The 18,722-nt window shown below is 72.7% G+C and carries 13 protein-coding genes; 5 read left to right on the forward strand and 8 right to left on the reverse strand.

Annotation, left to right across the window (positions count from 1 at the left end):
* Positions 1–52 precede the first annotated feature (52 nt).
* Positions 53–1,063 (reverse strand): 4-hydroxy-2-oxovalerate aldolase, encoded by a 1,011-nt coding sequence (gene dmpG, locus DER29_RS18825; RefSeq protein WP_121398521.1) that lies wholly within the window; start codon positions 1,061–1,063, stop codon positions 53–55.
* Positions 1,060–1,989: an acetaldehyde dehydrogenase (acetylating) gene (locus DER29_RS18830; RefSeq protein WP_121398522.1), complete on the reverse strand. Its 930-nt coding sequence runs from the start codon at positions 1,987–1,989 to the stop codon at positions 1,060–1,062. The genes dmpG and DER29_RS18830 overlap by 4 nt, the downstream gene beginning before the upstream one ends.
* An 858-nt stretch (positions 1,990–2,847) precedes the next feature.
* On the opposite strand from DER29_RS18830, the gene DER29_RS18835 reads away from it, so the two are divergent.
* A complete protein-coding gene (locus DER29_RS18835; protein ID WP_121398523.1) occupies positions 2,848–4,230 on the forward strand; it encodes a hypothetical protein in 1,383 nt (460 codons plus the stop codon).
* A gap of 160 nt (positions 4,231–4,390) precedes the next feature.
* Here the strand turns inward: DER29_RS18835 and DER29_RS18840 are convergent, their stop codons facing one another.
* From DER29_RS18840 to DER29_RS18855, 4 genes are all read right to left on the reverse strand, one after another.
* Positions 4,391–5,896 (reverse strand): aminopeptidase P family protein, encoded by a 1,506-nt coding sequence (locus tag DER29_RS18840; protein WP_121398524.1) that lies wholly within the window; start codon positions 5,894–5,896, stop codon positions 4,391–4,393.
* A gap of 116 nt (positions 5,897–6,012) precedes the next feature.
* On the reverse strand, positions 6,013–6,444 hold the full coding sequence (locus DER29_RS18845; protein WP_233599917.1) for a hypothetical protein: 432 nt from the start codon (positions 6,442–6,444) through the stop codon (positions 6,013–6,015).
* A gap of 211 nt (positions 6,445–6,655) precedes the next feature.
* Positions 6,656–7,375: a hypothetical protein gene (locus tag DER29_RS18850; protein WP_121398526.1), complete on the reverse strand. Its 720-nt coding sequence runs from the start codon at positions 7,373–7,375 to the stop codon at positions 6,656–6,658.
* Positions 7,368–7,949, reverse strand: a complete 582-nt coding sequence (locus tag DER29_RS18855; protein ID WP_233599919.1) for an RNA polymerase sigma factor — start codon at positions 7,947–7,949, stop codon at positions 7,368–7,370. Before DER29_RS18855 ends, DER29_RS18850 begins: the two co-directional genes overlap by 8 nt.
* A 161-nt stretch (positions 7,950–8,110) precedes the next feature.
* Between DER29_RS18855 and DER29_RS18860 the strand changes: the two genes are divergently transcribed.
* From DER29_RS18860 to DER29_RS18870, 3 genes are all read left to right on the forward strand, one after another.
* Positions 8,111–9,931, forward strand: a complete 1,821-nt coding sequence (locus tag DER29_RS18860) for a glycoside hydrolase family 3 protein (RefSeq protein WP_121398527.1) — start codon at positions 8,111–8,113, stop codon at positions 9,929–9,931.
* A gap of 13 nt (positions 9,932–9,944) precedes the next feature.
* The gene (locus DER29_RS18865; protein ID WP_121398528.1) at positions 9,945–11,753 is read left to right on the forward strand and encodes a serine hydrolase domain-containing protein; all 1,809 of its coding nucleotides are present in this window, start codon (positions 9,945–9,947) and stop codon (positions 11,751–11,753) included.
* 388 nt (positions 11,754–12,141) lie between these two features.
* Positions 12,142–12,657, forward strand: coding sequence for a winged helix-turn-helix domain-containing protein (locus tag DER29_RS18870; protein ID WP_121398529.1), 516 nt, complete (start codon positions 12,142–12,144; stop codon positions 12,655–12,657).
* Between the two features lie 86 nt (positions 12,658–12,743).
* Here the strand turns inward: DER29_RS18870 and DER29_RS18875 are convergent, their stop codons facing one another.
* On the reverse strand, positions 12,744–17,084 hold the full coding sequence (locus tag DER29_RS18875; protein WP_233599920.1) for a S8 family serine peptidase: 4,341 nt from the start codon (positions 17,082–17,084) through the stop codon (positions 12,744–12,746).
* 397 nt (positions 17,085–17,481) lie between these two features.
* Between DER29_RS18875 and DER29_RS18880 the strand changes: the two genes are divergently transcribed.
* Positions 17,482–17,961 (forward strand): winged helix-turn-helix domain-containing protein, encoded by a 480-nt coding sequence (locus DER29_RS18880; RefSeq protein WP_233599922.1) that lies wholly within the window; start codon positions 17,482–17,484, stop codon positions 17,959–17,961.
* Here DER29_RS18880 and DER29_RS18885 read toward each other — a convergent pair.
* Positions 17,953–18,720, reverse strand: a complete 768-nt coding sequence (locus tag DER29_RS18885; RefSeq protein ID WP_121398532.1) for a YqjF family protein — start codon at positions 18,718–18,720, stop codon at positions 17,953–17,955. The genes DER29_RS18880 and DER29_RS18885 overlap by 9 nt on opposite strands.
* Between the last annotated feature and the right edge of the window lie 2 nt (positions 18,721–18,722).

An 18,722-nucleotide genomic window follows, 5' to 3' on the forward strand; every position in this document is an offset into this window, starting at 1 on the left:
GAAACTCCCATGTCGCCTTTCCTCACTGCTGGGGGCCGCGGTGCACGGCCGGTCACGTGGTGACCCTACGGGCGCTCAACTCCGCCACCACGTCCACGATCAGGTCCTCCTGGCCGGCGATGGCCTGCCGCCTGCCGAGTTCGAAGAACACGTCACGCGCGTCGACGCCGGCACGGCCGGACAGCTCGACCACCCGGTGCTTGAACCCGGAGAACACCCCGGCCAGGCCGCTCACGATGGACATCGAGGCGGTCACCGGCGGCGCGGGCATGAGTTCGCGTTCCGCGAGGTCGGCGGCGTCGAGGAGCGCGTACAGGTCGATGCCGGTCGCGAACCCGCTGCGCTCCAGCACGGGAACGAGCACCTCGAGCTGGGTGTTGCCCGCCCCGGCGCCGAAGCCGCGCGCGCAACCGTCGATGATCAGGGCGCCGGCCTGCGCCGCGGCCACCGAGTTGGCGACGGCCATGCCGAGGTTGTCGTGGCCGTGGAAGATCACCGGCGTGTCGACCGCCGCGGCGATCGCAGCGATCCGCGCGGTGACGTCGGCGGGCAGGAAGTGGCCCGCCGAGTCCATGATCCCGACCGCCTGCGCGCCGTACGCGACGGCCTGCGCGGCGTGCTCGGCCAGTTCGCCGGGGGACGCCATGTGGCTCATCATCAGCACGCAGTGCGCCTCGGCGCCGGCCTCGCGCAGGACGTCCAGGTGGCGCTCGGCCAACGACGTCTCGGTGGCGTGCACACCGATGCGGACGACGTCGGCGCCGTGGCCGATCGCGCGCCGCAGGTCGTCGGAGGTGCCCCAGCCCGGCAGCATGAACACGCCCATCCGGCTGTGCCGCAGCGCCTCCCGGACCGTCGACAGCATCTCGTCGTCGCTGACCGCCGCCTGCCCGACCTGCAGGGACGACGCGCCGAGGCCGTTGCCGTGGCCGACCTCGACCACCGGGATCCGCGCCGCGTCGGCCGCCTCCGCGTACCGGCGCAGGGCGAGGGCCCCGAGCTGGTGGCGGACCGCGTGCTGGCCGTCGCGCAGCGTCGGGTCGTGGATCACGACGTTCCTCATCGGGCCGCCTCCGTCCGGGCGGACCGGCCCAGCCGGGCCGCGTGCTGCTCGGCGACCAGGATGGCGGCCGAGTTGATGATGTCGAGGTTGCCGGCGTACCGGGGCAGCACGTCGCTGTGGGCGGTGACCTGGAGGGCGACCGTCACCCGGTCGTCGACCACGGTGCAGGCGGTCACCGCGTAGCCGGGGGCGAACGACCGCACCTGCTTGGCCACCGGGTCCACCGCCGCACGCACCGCGGCGACGTCGGCGCCGGGAATCCGCGCGTGCACGGCCGTCCGGAACGTCGCCGGCGGCACCGCCGGGCTGATGTTGAGGATCGCCTTGACGTCGGGTACGCCGGAGAAGGTCGTGACGGCGTGCCGGGTGGTCGCCACGTACTCGTCGAGGTTCAACCGCGTGCCGCGGCCCGCGACGTCGCTGGCCACCGTCGAGACGACCTCGATGTAGCTCACCGGGAAGCGGGCGGCGAGCGCGTGCGCGACCGGGATGGACGCCTGACCGCCGCAGCTGATCAGGTTGATGTTGCGCCCGGTCGTCGCCTCCACCCCGGTCACGGTCGGCACCACCATCCGGCCCGCCCTGCTGGGCGTCAGGTCGACCACCAGCGTGCCGAGCGGCTCCAGCAGCGACCAGTGGCGCAGGTGCGACGCCGCGTTGGTGGCGTCGAACACGACGTCGAACGCGTCCCCCGCCGCCAGCACGGCGTCGATCCCGGCGGCGCTGACGGGATAGCCGAACCGCTCGGCGTGCCGCAGGCCCGCCGAGTCCGGATTGCGCCCGGCCACCAGCCGACAGTCCAGCAGGGAGGAACGGTGGATCTTGCTGATCAGGTCCTGGCCGATCGCCCCGGTGCCGATGACGGCGACGGTGGCGGGTTCGACGACGCGGACCTCGGCGTCGGTCACGTCCGCGGTGAGACTCAAGGCATGCCTCCAGGGCGCCGGAGCCGGCCGATCCGCGACCACCGGGCGAGGGATCGGCGGGTACGGGTCGGATGGCTCGCGGATTCCGGGTCGTAGGTTCTCAAGTAGGTCGTCCTCACCAGTCGATGTGCACGGCGGCCCGGGCGGAACCTCGTGCGGCACCACGGGGGCCGGGTGCGCGGGGTCGGCGTGCCGGGCGTCGTCGCCCAGCCGTGCCGTCTCCCGGGTGCGGGTGCCCGGACGACCCGCGCGACGCCCACTGCGGCGCGACCGCCCTCGCGGGCGTCGCGGCCGGTGGGTCGTCGGGAGACGGGTGCGCCGGGCGCATGTCGGGACACGTCGTGACCGGGAGTCGTCCGGCGGATTCCGTTCGCTCGGAATTGCCGCTTCGTCGAACAACAATCGGACATATAGCTTGATCTCAGAAGTCTCGACGTAATATCCGAAGAAGCCCCCGTCTACAAGCACGACAACCAATGCGGCCGTTGCGCTCCACGTCAGCCGCAGCGCTCCGCCGGCATCGAAGCTATCAGATGGTCGCGCCGAGTGAACCTGGCTGTTGGGTCACTCTCACGACAGTCCACGCTGGGGTGTGACGGCGCCGACGGCACTGCGCCGTCGACGCCGGCACGACCATTTGCGACTATCTTCGTCAGCCCCACCGTGCTGGCATTTTCGGACGGTCCGGTCGAATTGTCGACGGCGGTGGATCGGCAGCTCGAAAGGGAGGGCGGAATTTGTCGTCCGCCGCCCGCCAGCGAAGCTCGACCGGCGACGGACGACGATCACCGCCGCACGCCCCTGCCGGCCCCGCCCGGCCCCGAACCGGACGCGCCACCCGCCCCGAAAGGACACACCATGACGACCACCCGGCCGCCCGCAGTGAGCAGGTCGCCACTGGGCCGCGCGTACGCCGAGCACCTCGCCCGGAGCGCGTCGACGGACCACCCGACCGCCGCCGCCCTCGACTCGGCCATCCTCGAGCCGTACCGGGACCGGTTCATGAACGGCCCCGCCTTCCTGGCCGAGAGCGAGTGCCGGGCCGTCGCCCGGGACCTCCGCACGGTCTACGACCTGCTGCGCGCCCTGCCGGAGCGGGTGTTCGACGGAGACCTCACCGCGCTGGCCGAGGCCGTCGGCATGGATCCCCGGCAGACGGCGCTAATCACGCGCGGCGCCCGCGCCGGGTCGCTCGTGCCGCTGGGCCGCGCCGACCTCTACCACGACGGCTCGGGCTTCCGCCTGCTCGAGTTCAACCTGACCAGCGCCCTCGGCGGCTTCGAGTGTGCCGAAATCAACCGGGCGATGCTGGCGTACCCGCCGCTGCGGGAGTTCGTGGACCGGCACCGGCTCCGGTACCGGGACACGCTGGGCTGCATCGTGCGGACGATGTACGCCGAGTGCGCCCCGATGATCCCCGCGGACCGACCGCCCGTCGTCGCCGTGGTGGACACGACGGAGAACTACCCGATCGTGGGCGGCCGCCTGGAGGTGCTCGCCGAGCTGCTCGCCGGGTACGGGATCGAGGGGATCGGCTGCCACCTCGGCCAGTTCACGTACCCGCAGGGTCGGCCGACCGTGGCGGGCCGCGCCGTCGACGTCGTCGTGCGCTACTTCCTGCCCGAGGACCTGGCGGACCCGGCGGTGGAGGCCCAGGTGGAGCCGCTGCTGGTCGCCGCGGAGCAGGAGAAGGTCGGCCTGTTCAGCCGCCTGGACGCCGAGCTCTACGGCAACAAGGGCACCCTGGCCATGCTCTCCGACGACCGGCACCGGGGCCTGTTCGACGCCGACGAGCTGGCCTGCATCGACCGGATCCTGCCGTGGACCCGGCACGTACGCCCGCGCGGCACCGATCCCGAGGGGGCCCAGGTCGACCTGCTCGCCTACGCCCGCGCCCGGCAGGAGGAGCTGGTCCTGAAGCCGACGCTGCTGCACGGGGGCAACGGCGTGCTCGCCGGCTGGACGGTGGACGCCGACGAGTGGCGGTCCCGGCTCGACTCCGCGCTGGACGGCCCGTTCGTGCTGCAACGCCGGGTCCGGCCCGCCGCCGAACCGTTTCCCGACGGCGCGGGCGGCGTGCAGGACCTCTACCTCAACTGGGGGGTCTACCTGGCCGACCGCGACGTCGTGGACGAGGACGGATACGCCGGCTGCCTCGTCCGCGGCAGCACCGACCCGGGGGTCGGGGTGGTCAGCATGGCCGGCGGCGCGAGGATCGGCTGCACCTTCCACGGCGGCTGAGCGCCCGCCACCGGCCGGGTACGGGCCGTCGCGCCCGTACCGCCGCCTGCCGGGCACCGGATCGCGGTGCCCGGCGGGCTGGCGGTGGGCGCCGGCCGGAGGGGCCGGCGCGGCCGGGCGCTCGGCGCCCGTGCGTGCCGGCCCACACGTCGCGGGGCGCTCAGGCACCCGCGCCGGAGCGCACCCGGTCGATCCAGGCCTCGACGTCGTCGGCGGTACGCGGCATGGCCGACGACAGGTTCTCGTGGCCGTCCTCGGTGACCAGCACGTTGTCCTCGATACGGACGCCGATGCCACGGAACTCCGCCGGCGCCAGCAGGTCGTCCGCCTTGAAGTACAGGCCGGGCTCGACGGTGAGGATCATCCCGGGCTTCAGCTCGCCGTCCATGTAGTCCTGCCGCAGCAGCATCTGGCAGTCGTGCACGTCCATGCCGAGGTGGTGGGACGTGCCGTGGACCATCCACCGCCGGTGCCAGCCGCCGCTCTCGCGGTCCAGGGTCTGCTCGAGGGTCACCCCCTCCGGCAGCAGTCCCCACTCGTACAGCCGTCGGGCGATGACCACGTTCGCGGCGGCGTGGATGTCGCTGAACTTGTTGCCCGGCTTCACCGCCGCCAGGCCGGCCTCCTGCGCCTCCAGGACCGCCTCGTAGATCTTGCGCTGCACGTCGGTGAAGCGACCGGTCACCGGGAGGGTGCGGGTGATGTCGGCGGTGTAGAGGGAGTCGACCTCGACACCGGCGTCCACCAGGATGAGGTCGCCCTCGCGGACCGGCCCGGTGTTCTTCGTCCAGTGGATGGTGTTGGCGTGGTCGCCGGACGCGCAGATGGTCTCGTAGCCGATGCCGTTGCCGTCGTGGCGGGCGTACAGGCCGAAGAGGCCCTCGACCCACCGCTCGCCGCGCTCCTTGCCGACGGCCTCGGGCAGCCCGGCGATGATGGCCTCGAAGCCCCGGTGGGTGGCGGCGATCGCCTTGCGCATCTCGCCCACCTCCCACTCGTCCTTGAGCAGGCGCATCCCCGAGAGGTGGCGGGCCAGCTCCTCGTCCGCCTCGTGCTGCTGCGTCACCGACGCGGGCGTCTCCGCCTGGGCCCGGGTCTCGTCGACGAGCCGGGCGAGCTCGCCGTCGGCCCCCCGCACGACGCGCACCACGGTCGCGCCGGCGTCCTTGGCCAGGACGTCCGGGAGCGAGTCGATGTGCCGGGTGCCGATGCCCAGCCGCTGCTCGATCTCGCCCATCGTCGGGCGGGGCCCGACCCAGAACTCGCCGAACCGGGAATCCGCGAAGAACTCCTCGCTGTCGCGCGGCGCGAGCGGCCGGAAGAACAGGATCGCCTCGTGGCCGTCGGGCCTGGGATCCAGCACTAGGACGCTGTCGGGCTCGGTGTCGAACCCGAGACCGGTCAGCCAGGCGAAGGCCGTGTGCGGCCGGAAGGTGTAGTCGGTGTCGTTGCTGCGCACCTTGAGGCCGCCGGCGGGGATGATGAGGCGCTCGCCGGGGAACCGCCGTGACAAGGCCGCCCGGCGGCGGGCCGCGTGGTCGGCGACCTCCGCCCGCGGGACAGGTGCCGCATCCGGACTGGCCCAACCGGAGGCGATGAAAGCGCGGAACGCGTCGCTCGTCGGGGTGTTGCGGTGGCTGGCTTTCACCTGCTCGTCGCTTGTCATGGTCGCATCCTGCCACGCGCTCGGGAGCCTCGGCAAAGCCGTCGCGACCCTCGACTGTGGCTCCCGCGGCGGCACGGGCGGCTCGCGGTCGTCGCCGCCGGCGTCCGCCTCGGGGCCTAGCTGTCCTCGTAGACGAGGTCCATGACGTCGGTGCGTCCGGCCCAGCGCAGTTCGAGGTGCCAGCAGCCGGCCCGCGGCATGTCGATGATCGACGGGCCCGGGCCGCCGGTGACCTCCCGGGTCACCCGGGTTCCGGTGCCGTCCAGGGTCGCGGTGATCCGCAGGGCGTCCGGGGTGGTCGCGGCGGGAGGCGTCGCGGCGGGACGGGCGACCCAGAGGATCTTGTTGTTCGTCCCGTGCTGCCTGGCCCGGGTCAGCGGGTGTCCGAACAGCACCGCGACGATCTCGCCGTTCGCGCCGAGAACGTGCGGCATCCGGGTGCTCCCGCTGAACCCGGCGTCCGCCCAGTCGGGCAGCGGCCCCGTCTCGACCCGGGAACCGCAGCCGGTGGTGGCACCACCCGACGCCGCGCCCGCCGACGCCGTCACGGCCGGAGAGGCGGCCTGCGGGAGGGGCCGCCCCGCTGTCGTGCACCCCGCCAACAGGACCACTGCCCCCAGCAACACCCTGCGCGTCGCACCCATCTCACGCCTCCCGACGACCTGCTCGTGCTCTTCACTGTCGGGACACCGGCCGGCTCCCCCGGGTTCCCGGCCCGGGCCCCTCGCCGGTGGTGGGCCGGCACCGGCACGACCACCCCTAACGCAGTGACCGGGCGATCTCGATCGCCTCGGGCCTGGTGAGGTCGCCCTCGATCCGATAGCTGACGCCGGCCTGCTCCCAGATCAGGGTCGAGGCGGCGAGCCGCGCGGTCTCCACCCGGACGGCGCCCGCGCGATCCACGTAGGAGACCGGGTGCGGGGCGTCGATCCAGACGGCGAAGCCGCCGTTCACCTGGACCCAGCTGGTGCCCGCCGCGCTGCTCTCCTTGTGGAAGGCCAGGTCGAGACGGCCGTCGAAGGCGTCGATGCGCAGCGCTCCCCCGGAGTAGAGCAGCGTCGCCACCCGGCAGAAGCCCGCGCCGTCGGGGTCGGCGACCAGCACCTGCTCGGGCGGCCCCAGCCTCGTCGGCGTGCGGACGGGGAAGCGCACCTTCCGCTGCGCCTCGGCCACGGTGGTGAGCCGCTGCGTCGGCAGTGGCGAGGCGGCACCGGTGGGACGCGCCGGATCGGGCGTCGTGGCGATCGTGATCCCGGCGAAGCGCAGCAGCCCGGCGGCGGCGTCGGCGAGGGCGGCGCGCCCCGGCGGCAGCGCCGCCACGACCAGGGCGGTGAGCGCTGCGGCGACGAGGTGGCGCCACCGGCGTCGCCTCGGCGCGGGGGCGGCGAGGCGGGCGCGTACCCGGGCGGTCACGTCGGGCGGGTCGGGCGTCTCCAGCCAGGCGGAGAGATCGCGCAGTTCGCGTTCGAGGTCATCCACGGCGCACCTCCGCGACGTCGAGCAGGCCGCGGAGCTTCGCCAGTGCCCGGGAGGTCCGCGACTTCACCGTGCCACGCGGCCAACCCAGCATGGTCACGGTCTCGTCCTCGCTGAGGTCGAGGAAGAACCGGCACACGATCACCTCACGGTCCTTCACCGACAGCGAGCGCAGGGCCCGCACCAGGGTGGCCCGGCGTTCCCCGGCGAGGACGGCCTCGACGGCGGCGTCCTCGCCGATCTCCGCGTGCGGGTCAGCCGCAGCGGCGCGCAGGGCGAGCCCGTCGCGCCGGCTGCGTGACCGGTGCAGGTTGCGGGTCTCGTTGGCCACGATCGCCATCAGCCACGACCGGAACGACGACTCTCCCCGGTAGCGGGAGATCTTGCGGTGTCCCTTCACGAACGCCTCCTGGATGACGTCCTCCGCGTCCGGACCCGCGCCGAGCAGCACCGCCGTCCGGTACGCGGATGCGGTGTGCCGGGCGACCAGGAGTTCGTACGCCTCCAGGTCGCCCGCCCGGGCACGGGTGACAAGGTCTTCGTCGTTCAGGGGTACCTCCGGTGGGGACACACTCATGACACCACCGACGCCCCGCGGGTTCCGCCGCGTCGAGGGAGATGTCCGGTCGCCGGCCTCCGCCGACCGCCCCGAGTCCGGCCGGGCCTGTAGCAAACCTTCTTGACGATTCATCGATGCGTAGCTAAGTTTCAGCCATCCGGACTGAGAGGTCGTCATCCATGAAGGCCCGACTCGTTACCGCGACCGTCCTGGTGGCCACCCTGTCGACCACCCTCGCCCCGCTGCCCGTCCAGGCCTCCGCGGCGCCCACGCCTCCACCGGGCGGCGAGCACGGCTGGGTCACCTCGACACTGCGGCACATGAGCCTGCCGCAGAAGGTCGGCCAGCTCTTCGCCACCTACGTCTACGGCGCTGACGCCACCGAGCCCTCGGCCGCCGACCGCGCCGCCAACCGCGCGGCGTTCGGTGTCGAGACGCCGGCCGAGGTCGTCGACGAGTTCCACCTCGGCGGCGTCTGCTACTTCTCGTGGTCCCACAACCTGGACAGCCCGCGCCAGATCGCCACCCTCTCCAACGGGTTGCAGCGGGCCGCCGTCGGCGACGGCACGAAGGGGCGGGTGCCCCTGCTCGTCTCCACCGACCAGGAGCAGGGCGTGGTGCTGCGGATGCCCGCCCCCGCCGCGCAGTTCCCCGGGTCGATGGCCCTGGGGGCCGGACGGTCGCCCCGGGCCGCCCACGAGGCCGCGAAGATCACCGGACGCGAGCTGCGCGCGGTCGGCATCCACCAGCCGTACGCGCCGATCGCCGACGTCAACGTCGACCCCGGCAACCCGGTGATCGGCGTACGGTCCTTCGGCGCCGACCCCACCCTGGTGGCCGAGCTGACCGCCGCCCAGGTCGCCGGGTTCCAGGACGGAGCCGGCGCGACGGCGGTGGCGAAGCACTTCCCCGGCCACGGCGACACGGCCACGGACAGCCACACCGACCTGCCGGTCATCGACCACACTCGACAGGAGTGGGACCGGATCGACGCGCCGCCGTTCCGGCGGGCGATCGACGCGGGCGTCGAATCGATCATGACGGCGCACATCGTGGTACCCGCGCTCGATCCCTCCGGCGACCCGGCGACGCTGTCGCCGACGATTCTCAACGGCGTGCTGCGCGGCGAACTCGGTTTCCGGGGAGTCATCGTCACCGACGCGCTGAACATGGCCGGCGTGCGGCGCAAGTACGGCGACGACCGGGTGCCCGTGCTGGCGCTCAAGGCCGGCGCCGACCAGCTCCTGATGCCGCCGGACCTGCGGCTGGCCCGGGACGCGGTGCTGCGGGCCGTCGCCACCGGCGAGCTGACCGAGCGGCGCGTCGACGAGTCGGTCCGGCGCATCCTCGCCATGAAGTACCGGCAGGGCCTCGCCCGGTCGCCACTGGTCGACGTCGAGCAGGCCGTACGCACGGTCGGGGCGCCCGCGCACCTCGCCGCCGTGGCACGGGTCACCGACCCGACCCTCACTGCGGTCCGCAACGACACGGGGCTGCTGCCGCTGGCCCCCGGGCAGCGGTCGGTACTGGTCACCGGCTGGAACAGCGCCGCCTTCGCGCCGGTCGAGACCGTCGCCGACGGGTTCACCGCCCGCGGCGCCCGGGCCACCGCCCGGCCCGCGACCCTGCCGTCGGACCAGACGATCGCCGCGACGGCCGCGACGGCCGCCGAGCACGACCTCACCGTCGTGCTGACCAACAAGGCGTGGGACACGACCGTCACCGATCCACGCGGCACCCAGCGGCGGCTCGTCGCCGCGCTGCTCGGCACGGGCCGGCCCGTGGTGGTGGTAGCGGTCCGGGACCCCTACGACGTCGCGTACCTGCCGGGCGTGACCACCTACCTGGCGACCTACTCGTACACCCGGGCGGCGATGGACGCCCTCGTGCGTGCGCTGCACGGCGAGTTGTCCCCCCGTGGACGGCTTCCCGTCACGATCCCCACGGCCGAGGGTGCGGGCACCGTGCTCTATCCCTACGGCCACGGCATGAGCTGGTAGGAGGCAACCCACCATGTCGTCGCTCCGTCCGCCCGCGCTCCGCCCCTTCGCGATCGGCCTGACCGCCGCCGTCCTGGGCGCGGCCCTTCCGGCCACGGCGGCCGGTGCCGCGCCGCCGCCGGCCGGATCGGCGCCGCCGGTCGTCACGCCCGCCGACATCACGTTCCGGCACGACACGCTGCGGCCCGGCCACGCCCGCGAGGTCGGCCTGCTCCCCGAGCACGTGGATCGCCTGCCCGCCGACCTGGCGGCGTACCTCGAGCCGACGCCGGACCACCCCGGCCATCCCGCCTACGCGGGTGCCGTGGTCCTGGCGGCCAAGGACGGCGTGGTCGTGCAGCACGCCGCGGTGGGTTCCGCGGTGCGGTACGCCGCCGTCGGCCCGCCGCCCGGGCTGGAAGGGGTGGAACTCCCCGCCGACGAGCAGATCCCGATGCGGCCCGACACCATCTTCGACCTGGCGTCGGTGTCGAAGCTGTTCACCGCCATCGTGACCATGCAGCAGGCCGAGCGGGGACGGGTGGACCTCGACGCGCCGGTCGCCCGGTACGTCCCGGAGTTCGCGGCCGGCGGCAAGGCGGCGGTCACCGTACGGATGCTGCTCACCCACACCTCGGGGCTGCCCGCCTTCGCGCCGCTGTGGAGCAGGTACCCGACGCCGGCGGAGCGCTTCGCCGCCGCGCTCGCCACGCCCCTCGCGCCCGGTGCGCAGCCCGGCACCCGGTACGTGTACTCCGATCTCGGGCTGATCGCGCTGGGCGTGCTGGTGGAGCGGGTGACCGGCCGGCCGCTGACCGCGCTCGTCGCCGACGGCGTCACCACGCCGCTGGGCATGACCGACACCGGCTACAACCCGGGGCCGGAGCGGCGGTCGCGGATCGCCGCGACCGAGTACCAGCCGTACGCCGGACGGGGCATGGTCCACGGTGAGGTGCACGACGAGAACGCGTGGTCGCTCGGCGGCGTCGCCGGGCACGCGGGGGTGTTCTCCACCGCGGCGGACCTGGCCGTGCTCTGCCAGTCCCTGCTCAACGGCGGCGAGTACCGGGGGCGACGGATCCTGCGCGCGGACACGGTGCGCGCGATGCTGGTCAACCACAACGCCCCGCTGGAGCAGGCCTACCCCGAGAGCGACCGCGGGCTGGGCTTCGAGCTCGACAAGCACTGGTACATGATGGGGCTCTCCTCCCCGGTGGCGTTCGGGCACACCGGCTTCACCGGGACGTCGATCGTCGTCGACCCGCTCTCCCACTCGTTCGTCATCCTGCTCAGCAACCGGGTGCACCCCGATCGCGGCTGGGGCAGCAACAACGTCGCCCGGCGCGCGGTCGCCCGCGATCTCGCCGAGGCGACGCCGGTGCGACCCCGGTCCCGCGAGGCGTGGCGGGCCGACCCGCGCGACCTCGCGACGGTCACCCTCACCGCCCCGCTGCGCCGGGCGGCGCGGGGCGGCGGCACGGCGAGCTTCCTGCTCTGGTACGACACCGAGCCCCGCTACGACAGCGCCCGGTTCGAGGTCTCCACCGACGGCGGGTCGACGTGGGCTCCGGGACGGCTGCTGCTGCGGCACTCCGACCGGCGGTGGAGCAGTGACGGCACGGTCACCGGCTACGGCGGCCGAGTCTGGTGGCAGGTCTCGGTCGAATTGCCCGACCGGGCGACCCACCTGCGTTTCAGCAGCACCACCGACGCCTCCAGCCAGGGTCGCGGCGTCTACGTCGACCGGATCGTGGCGGCGGACCGCGACGGTCTCCTCTTCCAGGGCGAGGGCGGCGACGCCGCCCGGCTCGTCCCCGTCGGCTGGTCGCCTGCCCGCACCTGACCGGACCACGACGCGCCCCGGCCCGCGTCGCCTGTGCGCCACCGTTCGGGCAGGGGCACCGCAGCGTCGACAGGAGTTCCCGCACCGCCACCGGCGGCTGGCGAGGTGTGCCGGTTCGCCGGATCCGACGTGGCCCCGATCGCACCTGCCGGGCATTGTCGATCGCCGAAACCGCGCGCCCGGGGAACACATCGCGCCGAAAAGGGTCAAGCCACCATGAAGGGCCACGACCCGACTCGGCACACCGAATGCAGTCAATTTATCGACGCCAACGCGTCACCGTTTTTAACCGAAGCGAGACGAGCCACCACTAGGGTCAGGAAACCAATTGATCGGCGTCGTGCCTGAAAATGTCCCCGGAGTGGGTGGGGCACCGGAAGGGGTGGGAATGAGGGGGGTGGCTCCGCTGGTCATCGGCATTGCCTCCTCGCCGGCCGAACGCAGGCAGCTCGCACGTCTGCTCGGCGGGACCGAGGCGTTTCTGATCGTCTCGAGCGTCGATCAGGCGCGCACCTTCCTCGGCGTGCCCGGTGCGCCGGTGGCTCGGCCCGAGCCCGTCGCGACGGCCGAGCGCGTCGTGGCGGCCGAGCCCGTGCAGGGCGCCGTGGCACCGCCGCCGGCCGACCTGAGCGTCGACTCCGACCGACGGATGCTGTGCTGGCTGGACCGCGAGGTCGAGTTGACCCGCCTGGAGCACGACTTCCTGCGGTGCCTGGTCGCCGCGCCCGGGCAGGTCTGGACCTACGAGCGGCTGCACCTCGAGGTCTGGGGCAACGTGCACCTCGGGCGGGGTTCCGACATGCACTCGGTGGTGCGCAGGGTGCGGCGCAAGCTCGCCCGGCTGGACGCCTCGGCGTCGATCCACGCGGTCCGCGGGGTCGGCTTCCGCCTCGCGCCGATCTGACCGCCCGGCCTCTTCGGGGCCCCGACGCGATCCGGCCCGCCTGGTCGGAAACCAGGCGGGCCGGACCTGTCAGCTGACGGTGGGTGTCAGCAGCGGACGGGCGACAACGCGAAGTCCTCCACCGTGGGTGCGGTGGTGTTGATCCTCGTCTGCCGGGTCTGGGGCTTCCAGTTGTCCTTGGCGACGATCATCGTCAACGGGTTGTTCCGACGGTCCAGCCAGTAGGCGTACTTGCCCTCGGCGTCCGTGGCGAACGTCCAGGACATCGCCCACGAGTCGACCTGGACGGTGGCACCGGAGAGCGGCGAGCCGGCACCCTGGCAGCTCGTCCCGGTGACCGTGCCCGTCAACTTGCCCCAGGTGGTCGGCTGCAGCACGTTCATCGTGACCGCGACCGGCTCCACCGTGTACGGGGTGTTCTCCTTGATGGCGACCGAGGCGGTGTAGGTGCCGGGCTGGTCCACGTTCGCCGTCATGCCGACGTTGACCGTAACGGCCTCGCCCGGCGCCAGGGTGGCCGCCGTCTTGTCGATCGTCATCCAGCTGACGTCGGCGGTGCTGGCGGCGCACTCCTCGAAGCCCGGCAGCGCCTCGCTGTCACGCGTCGCGGTGAAGCCGCCGGAGGAGCCGCCGACCTTGTAGAAGCCGCACGCCGCGCCGCCGCGGTACCGCGCCGTGTTGGCGTTCGGCAGGCTCGACCACGAGGAGGTGGCCGGGTCGTAGGCGAAGCCCACGTTGGTGATGGCGCCGCCCTGCGAGCCGCCGACGACCAGGAACTTGCCGTTGGCCACGGCGAACGAGCTGGCCCAGTTGTCGGCCGGCGCGTCCGCGATGGCCGTCCAGGTGTTGGCGCCCGGGTCGTAGGCGTAGCTCGCCTTCTGCGCGGCGGAGCCGTCGTTGCCTCCGGTGCAGTAGACGATGCCGTCGATCCCGCCGCAGGAGACGAAGGCCACCGACTTCGGGTAGTCGGCCAGGGTCTCCCAGCTGTCGTCGGCCGGGTCGTAGCGCACGACGTCGTTGGACATCGGCGTGCAGGACGCCGTGGTGCAGCCGCCGATGGCGTACAGCTTGCCGCCCGCGACCGCCTGGCCCGCCGCCGAGCGCGGCGCGGGGTTGTCGGCCTTCTCCGTCCAGGTGTTGGCCGCCGGGTCGTACGACCAGGTGGTGCCGTCCGGACCGGCCGCCGCCCAACCGCCGGTCGCGATGATCTTGCCGTCCAGGACGCCCACCGTCATGGCGGTACGCGCGCCGGGCAGATCGGCGATCGCGGTCCAGGTCTGCGCGACCGGGTCGTAGGCGTAGTTCTTCGCCGAGGACGCCGAGCCGGTGCCGCCGGCGATGGAGTACACCTTGCCGCCGAGGTTGACCACCCGGTTGTCCATCACCACGGCCGGGTAGTTGGCGATGTCGGTCCAGGGCGCGGCCTGCGGGCCCGCCTCGGGCGACGCCGCCGCCGTCGACTTGCCGGACGTCTTCGCCGCGAACGAGGTCGGGACCTCGAGCCGCTGCACCGGCGCGCCCTGGGAGCCGAGCACCTCCTGCTTGCTCAGCCGGGACCCGTCGGCCCGGAGCAGCTCGAACCCGCCGTCGCGCTCACTGAACTCGACCGCGACCGGGGCCCCGCCGGTGTTGGTCACCGTGAACGCCTTGGTGACCTTGCCGCTGGGCATCCGGACCGTCCCGGCCACCTGGGCCGGCTTGACCGACAGGCGGCCGGCCGCCAGCTGGAAGTTCGCGGCGGTCGCCCAGTCTGCCTGGACATCGACCTGCTTGCTCTGGCTGACGTAGCTGCCGGCCCGGGCGGTGAACTTGTGGGTGTCCGTCAGCGACGAGAACAGCCAGTAGAAGCCGTCCGCCAGCCCCGGGTCGTCCGGGGTCGCCACGGTGGTGGCCTTCTCCGTCGGCCGGTCGTCGCTGGTGACGGTGGCGCCGTTGACGTAGCCGTTGTCGTTCCTGTCGCGGACGTGGCCGAGCACCAGGCCGCCGTCGATCGGCTCGCAGGTGAGCTGGCTGCCGATCAGGACGTTGTCGACCCCCCACCACCACTCGTACGAGGCGTCGTAGTAGCGGAACCGGACCCGCGCCTGGGCCTGGCCCGCAGCCTGCGGGATGGCGACCTCGGTCACCTTCGGGCCGCGCACGTCGGCGGCCTGCCGGAGCACGTTGGTCCACGTGGTCCCGCCGTCGAGGCTGAGGTCGACGTCGGCGCGGTCGCTGCCCAGCCAGTTGTAGTCCTGGTTGAACCGGATCACCGGTGCCGTGACGCCGGTCAGGTCGACGACCGGGCTGACGAGCGAGGTGTCCTGCTTGCCGCCGGAGCCGTACTCGTCGCTGTCGACGATCGCGAAGTTGCCCGTGCCGCCGGTCAGGTTGCCGCGGGCGCCGTCGTCCGTGAACTTCCAGACCTGGCCGCTGGCGGCGTGGTCCACCACGGACCAGCCGGCCGGCACGGTGCTGCCGTCGAAGGTCTCGTACTCGCCGTCGGAGCCGAACCGGTAGCCGGGCGCGGTCGTGCAGGCGTCGGTCCGCACCGGCACCGCCACGTTGGCCGTGGCGTTACCCGTGCCGACCACGACCTGCTTGGTCACCGCCTGGTAGCCCGGGTACTGCGGCTCGACCTTCAGGTTGTAGGTGGTGCCGGCCGGCAGCTTGAGGCTGTAGCGGCCGTTGACGGGGGTGGTGTAGTCGGACACGCCCGACTGACCCTCCACGGTCACCTTCGCGTAGAGCGGCCAGCCGTGTCCGGAGCCGTCGGTGACGGTTCCGCTGACGGTGACGCTCGGCACTGCCGTCAGCGCCACGTCGACGGTCGTGGTCGCGTTGCGGGCGACCGCTGCCGGCGTCGTCTTCGCCTGGTAGCCGAACGCCGCCACGGCGACCTGGTAGTCGCCGACCGGAAGCAGGGACGAGTACGTCCCGTCGGACCCGGTGGTCAGCTCGCGGTCCGCCGCGCCGGTCAGGGTCACCGTGGCGCCCGCGATCGGGGCGCCGGTGGCCGCGTCCGTGACCTTGCCGGCCAGGGTGCCGGTGTCGCCGATCGGGGCGGCGTTGAGCAGCGTGAGCGCGTCCAGGCGTCCCTCGCCGAACACGTTGTTGTCGTCGGCGGTGCCGCCGCACTGGGCGTCGGCCTTGTCGATCGCCGAGTTGTCCAGCAGCGCGCGGGTGGCGGTGACGTCGCCGACGAGCGCCGGCGCGGCCGACCACAGCAGCGCGATCGCGCCCGCGAGGTGCGGGGCGGCCATCGAGGTGCCGTTGTAGCTGGCGTAGCCGCCGCCCGGAATGCTCGACCGGACGTTCACCCCGGGTGCCGCGATGTTGGGCTTGATCTCGCCGTTCTGGCCGGCGCCGCGGGAGGAGAAGCTGGCGATGTTGTTGTTGACGTCGTAGGCGCCGGCGGAGTAGTTGCTGACCAGGCTGCCCGGTGAGCCGCTGGTCTGGCAGGCCGATCCGCTGTTGCCGTTGGACCAGACGCCGAAGATGCCCGACGCGGTCCAGGCCAGCGTCACGTCCTCCATGAACGGGTCGTTGGAGGGCAGCGTGGTTCCCCACGAGTTGTTGATGATGTTCGGCCGCTTGCTGGCGTCCGGGTTCTGGCCGTTGAGGTCCGTCGGCTCGAGCATCCACTGGCCGGAGGTGACCAGCGCCGCGTCGCTCGGGCAGCAGCCATTGGCCGCGATCCACTTCACGTCGGGTGCGACGCCGATCTGGTTCGCACCGGCGGAGCCGGCCATCGTGCCCATCGTGTGGGTGCCGTGGCCGTTGGTGTCGCAGGGCGCGGCGCAGGAGCCGGTGGCCCGGTACCAGTTGTAGTTGTGGTCGAACGTGCCGTCGCCGTTGTTGCCCCGGTAGGAGTTCACCAGCGCGGGGTGGTCGAACTGGACCCCGGTGTCGATGTTCGCCACCGTGATGCCGGCGCCCTTGGCGCCGTACTGGGACCAGACGTCGTCGGCGTTGATGTTCGCGATGCCCCACTCGAGGGCGTTGACCGTCTTCTCGTCGGTGCCCTCGGTGACCTCGGGAACCTTGTAGGCGACCGGGGCGTACAGGCCCTCGACCTCGGCGTGCGCGGCGAAGCTCTGTGCCATCGTCAGGGAGCCGCCGCTGACCTTGATCGCGTTGGTCGCCCAGAAGGTCTCGTACTTCGTGCCCGAACCGTCGAGCTCGGCGCGGATCTTGGACTGGCTGCTGGCGGCGGTCTTCTTCAGTGCGTCGGCGACGGCGGTACCGCGCTTGGCCCAGTCCTTGATCGCGGCGGCCCCGCTGAGGTCCGCCTTGTCCTTGAAGCGGATCCAGAAATCGCCCTCGGTCTTGCCCTGGAGTTCCTTCGTGAGCTCCGGCCTGATCTTGTCGGACGGGGAGGCCTGTGCGCCTGACCCGGTCGCGGCCAGGCCTGTCGCGGCGAGGATCATCGCCGCGCCGGCGCTCACCAGAGATCTGGCTAAGCGCCTTGCGGGTGGACGTGTGAACATCGGTGGTGCCTCCTCCAGAACGACCCAGAGTGGAACGAGCCATGGTGGAGGGTGCAGGGGCCCGGCTCCGTTCGGATGATCCGGATCCGACCCCTACATGCCCCCCAGGCACCGCGCGGGTCGCGCCGGCTGCCCGTCTGGACACTATGATCGACAAGAATGGACGATCAAGAACTTGCCGTAAGCAATTTGTCACTAGCCGTTGGCCGGCGAATGGGGAGCTTGCCAATGATTGTCACGGTCATGACGAAGACGGGCAGAGGCTGCCCATAGTTTCCGGGTGGGTGCTGTGGGGGCACGCGACGAAAGCACTACGCCGGACGGACCAGCTCCGGCCGAAGAACCATTTCCGCTGGTGATCGCGGTGACGCCGTCGGCGGCCGAGCGGATACGACTCGCCGAGCGTCTGGACGGGGTCGCGCCGCTGCTGCTGGTCGCCGACCTCGACGAGTTGCGCAGGCTGATCGGGGCTCCGCCGGGGCCCGCCCCGGAGCCGTCCGCGCGCCCGCCGACCGCCGACGGCGACGCGCTGCTGATCGACTCGGCCCGTTCGACGGCCCGCAGCCGGGGCCGCGAGATCGGCCTGACGCGGCTCGAGCACGATCTGCTGGCCTGCCTGACCACCGAGCCGATCCGGGTGTGGAGCTACGCCGAGCTGCACCGCTCGGTCTGGCGTGACGAGGGGCGGGAACGCAGGGCGGACGTGCAGTCCCTGGTGAAGCGGCTGCGCCGCAAGCTCCACGAACTCGGCACCGGGGTGGCCATCGACGCGGTGCGCGGCGTCGGCTTCCGGCTGACCGACCATCAGCAGCCGAGGGTCAGCGGTTCAGGATGACTGCCTGACTTGGGCAGCCCGTGTCCGGCCCGTCGCGACCGGTGGGCCGAACCGCACCGGGACCCCGGGGGAATACAGCACGCTCACCGGCGCCCCGACGGGCCGAGGCAGCCCTGCGGCCTCGACCAGTTCGTCGTCCAGGTGCAGCAGCTCCGCCCGGTGCAGCGGCCAGCGGGGGTGCCAGTTCGGCAGGTGCAGCGTCCGCCCGTACGCCCGGGTGTGCAGCCCCCAGCGGGCGGTGACGAAGTGCTCCAGCGGGGTCGGGTCGGCGATTGGCTCCCCCACCCGCACCACCATCCGGCTCGTCGCACCCACCGGCCCGGGCCAGCGGCGCCGGCACCGGTAGGTGTAGCGGTCGCCGTCCCGGTCCAGCCGCATCGCCGACCACATGTACGGCAGTCGCAGGGTCGCCCGGGCGACCAGCACCGGGACCAGCCGCGACGCGTCGAGCGAACGGAACACCACGGCACGCCGGCCGGTGTCGTCGACCGAGTAGAGCCGGACGTTGGTCTCCCAGAAGCTGCCGAAGTACGGCACCCCCGGCCCTCGGCCGAGGCCCAGCCCGACCATCCGGAAGCCGATCAGCCCGACGTGGCTGACCCCGTCGAGGGTGTCGGGACGGGTTCCCTCGGGCAGCAGCGGCGCGACGAGCTCCGGCGCGACCGCCCAGTGCAGGAACGTCAGGTCGTCCCAGCGCTGCCGCAGGATCCCCCACGGGAACGCCTGCTCGGGCGCGGAGTCGACCGGCTCGATGTCCACGT

The organism is Micromonospora sp. M71_S20, assembly GCF_003664255.1.
Lineage (GTDB): Bacteria > Actinomycetota > Actinomycetes > Mycobacteriales > Micromonosporaceae > Micromonospora.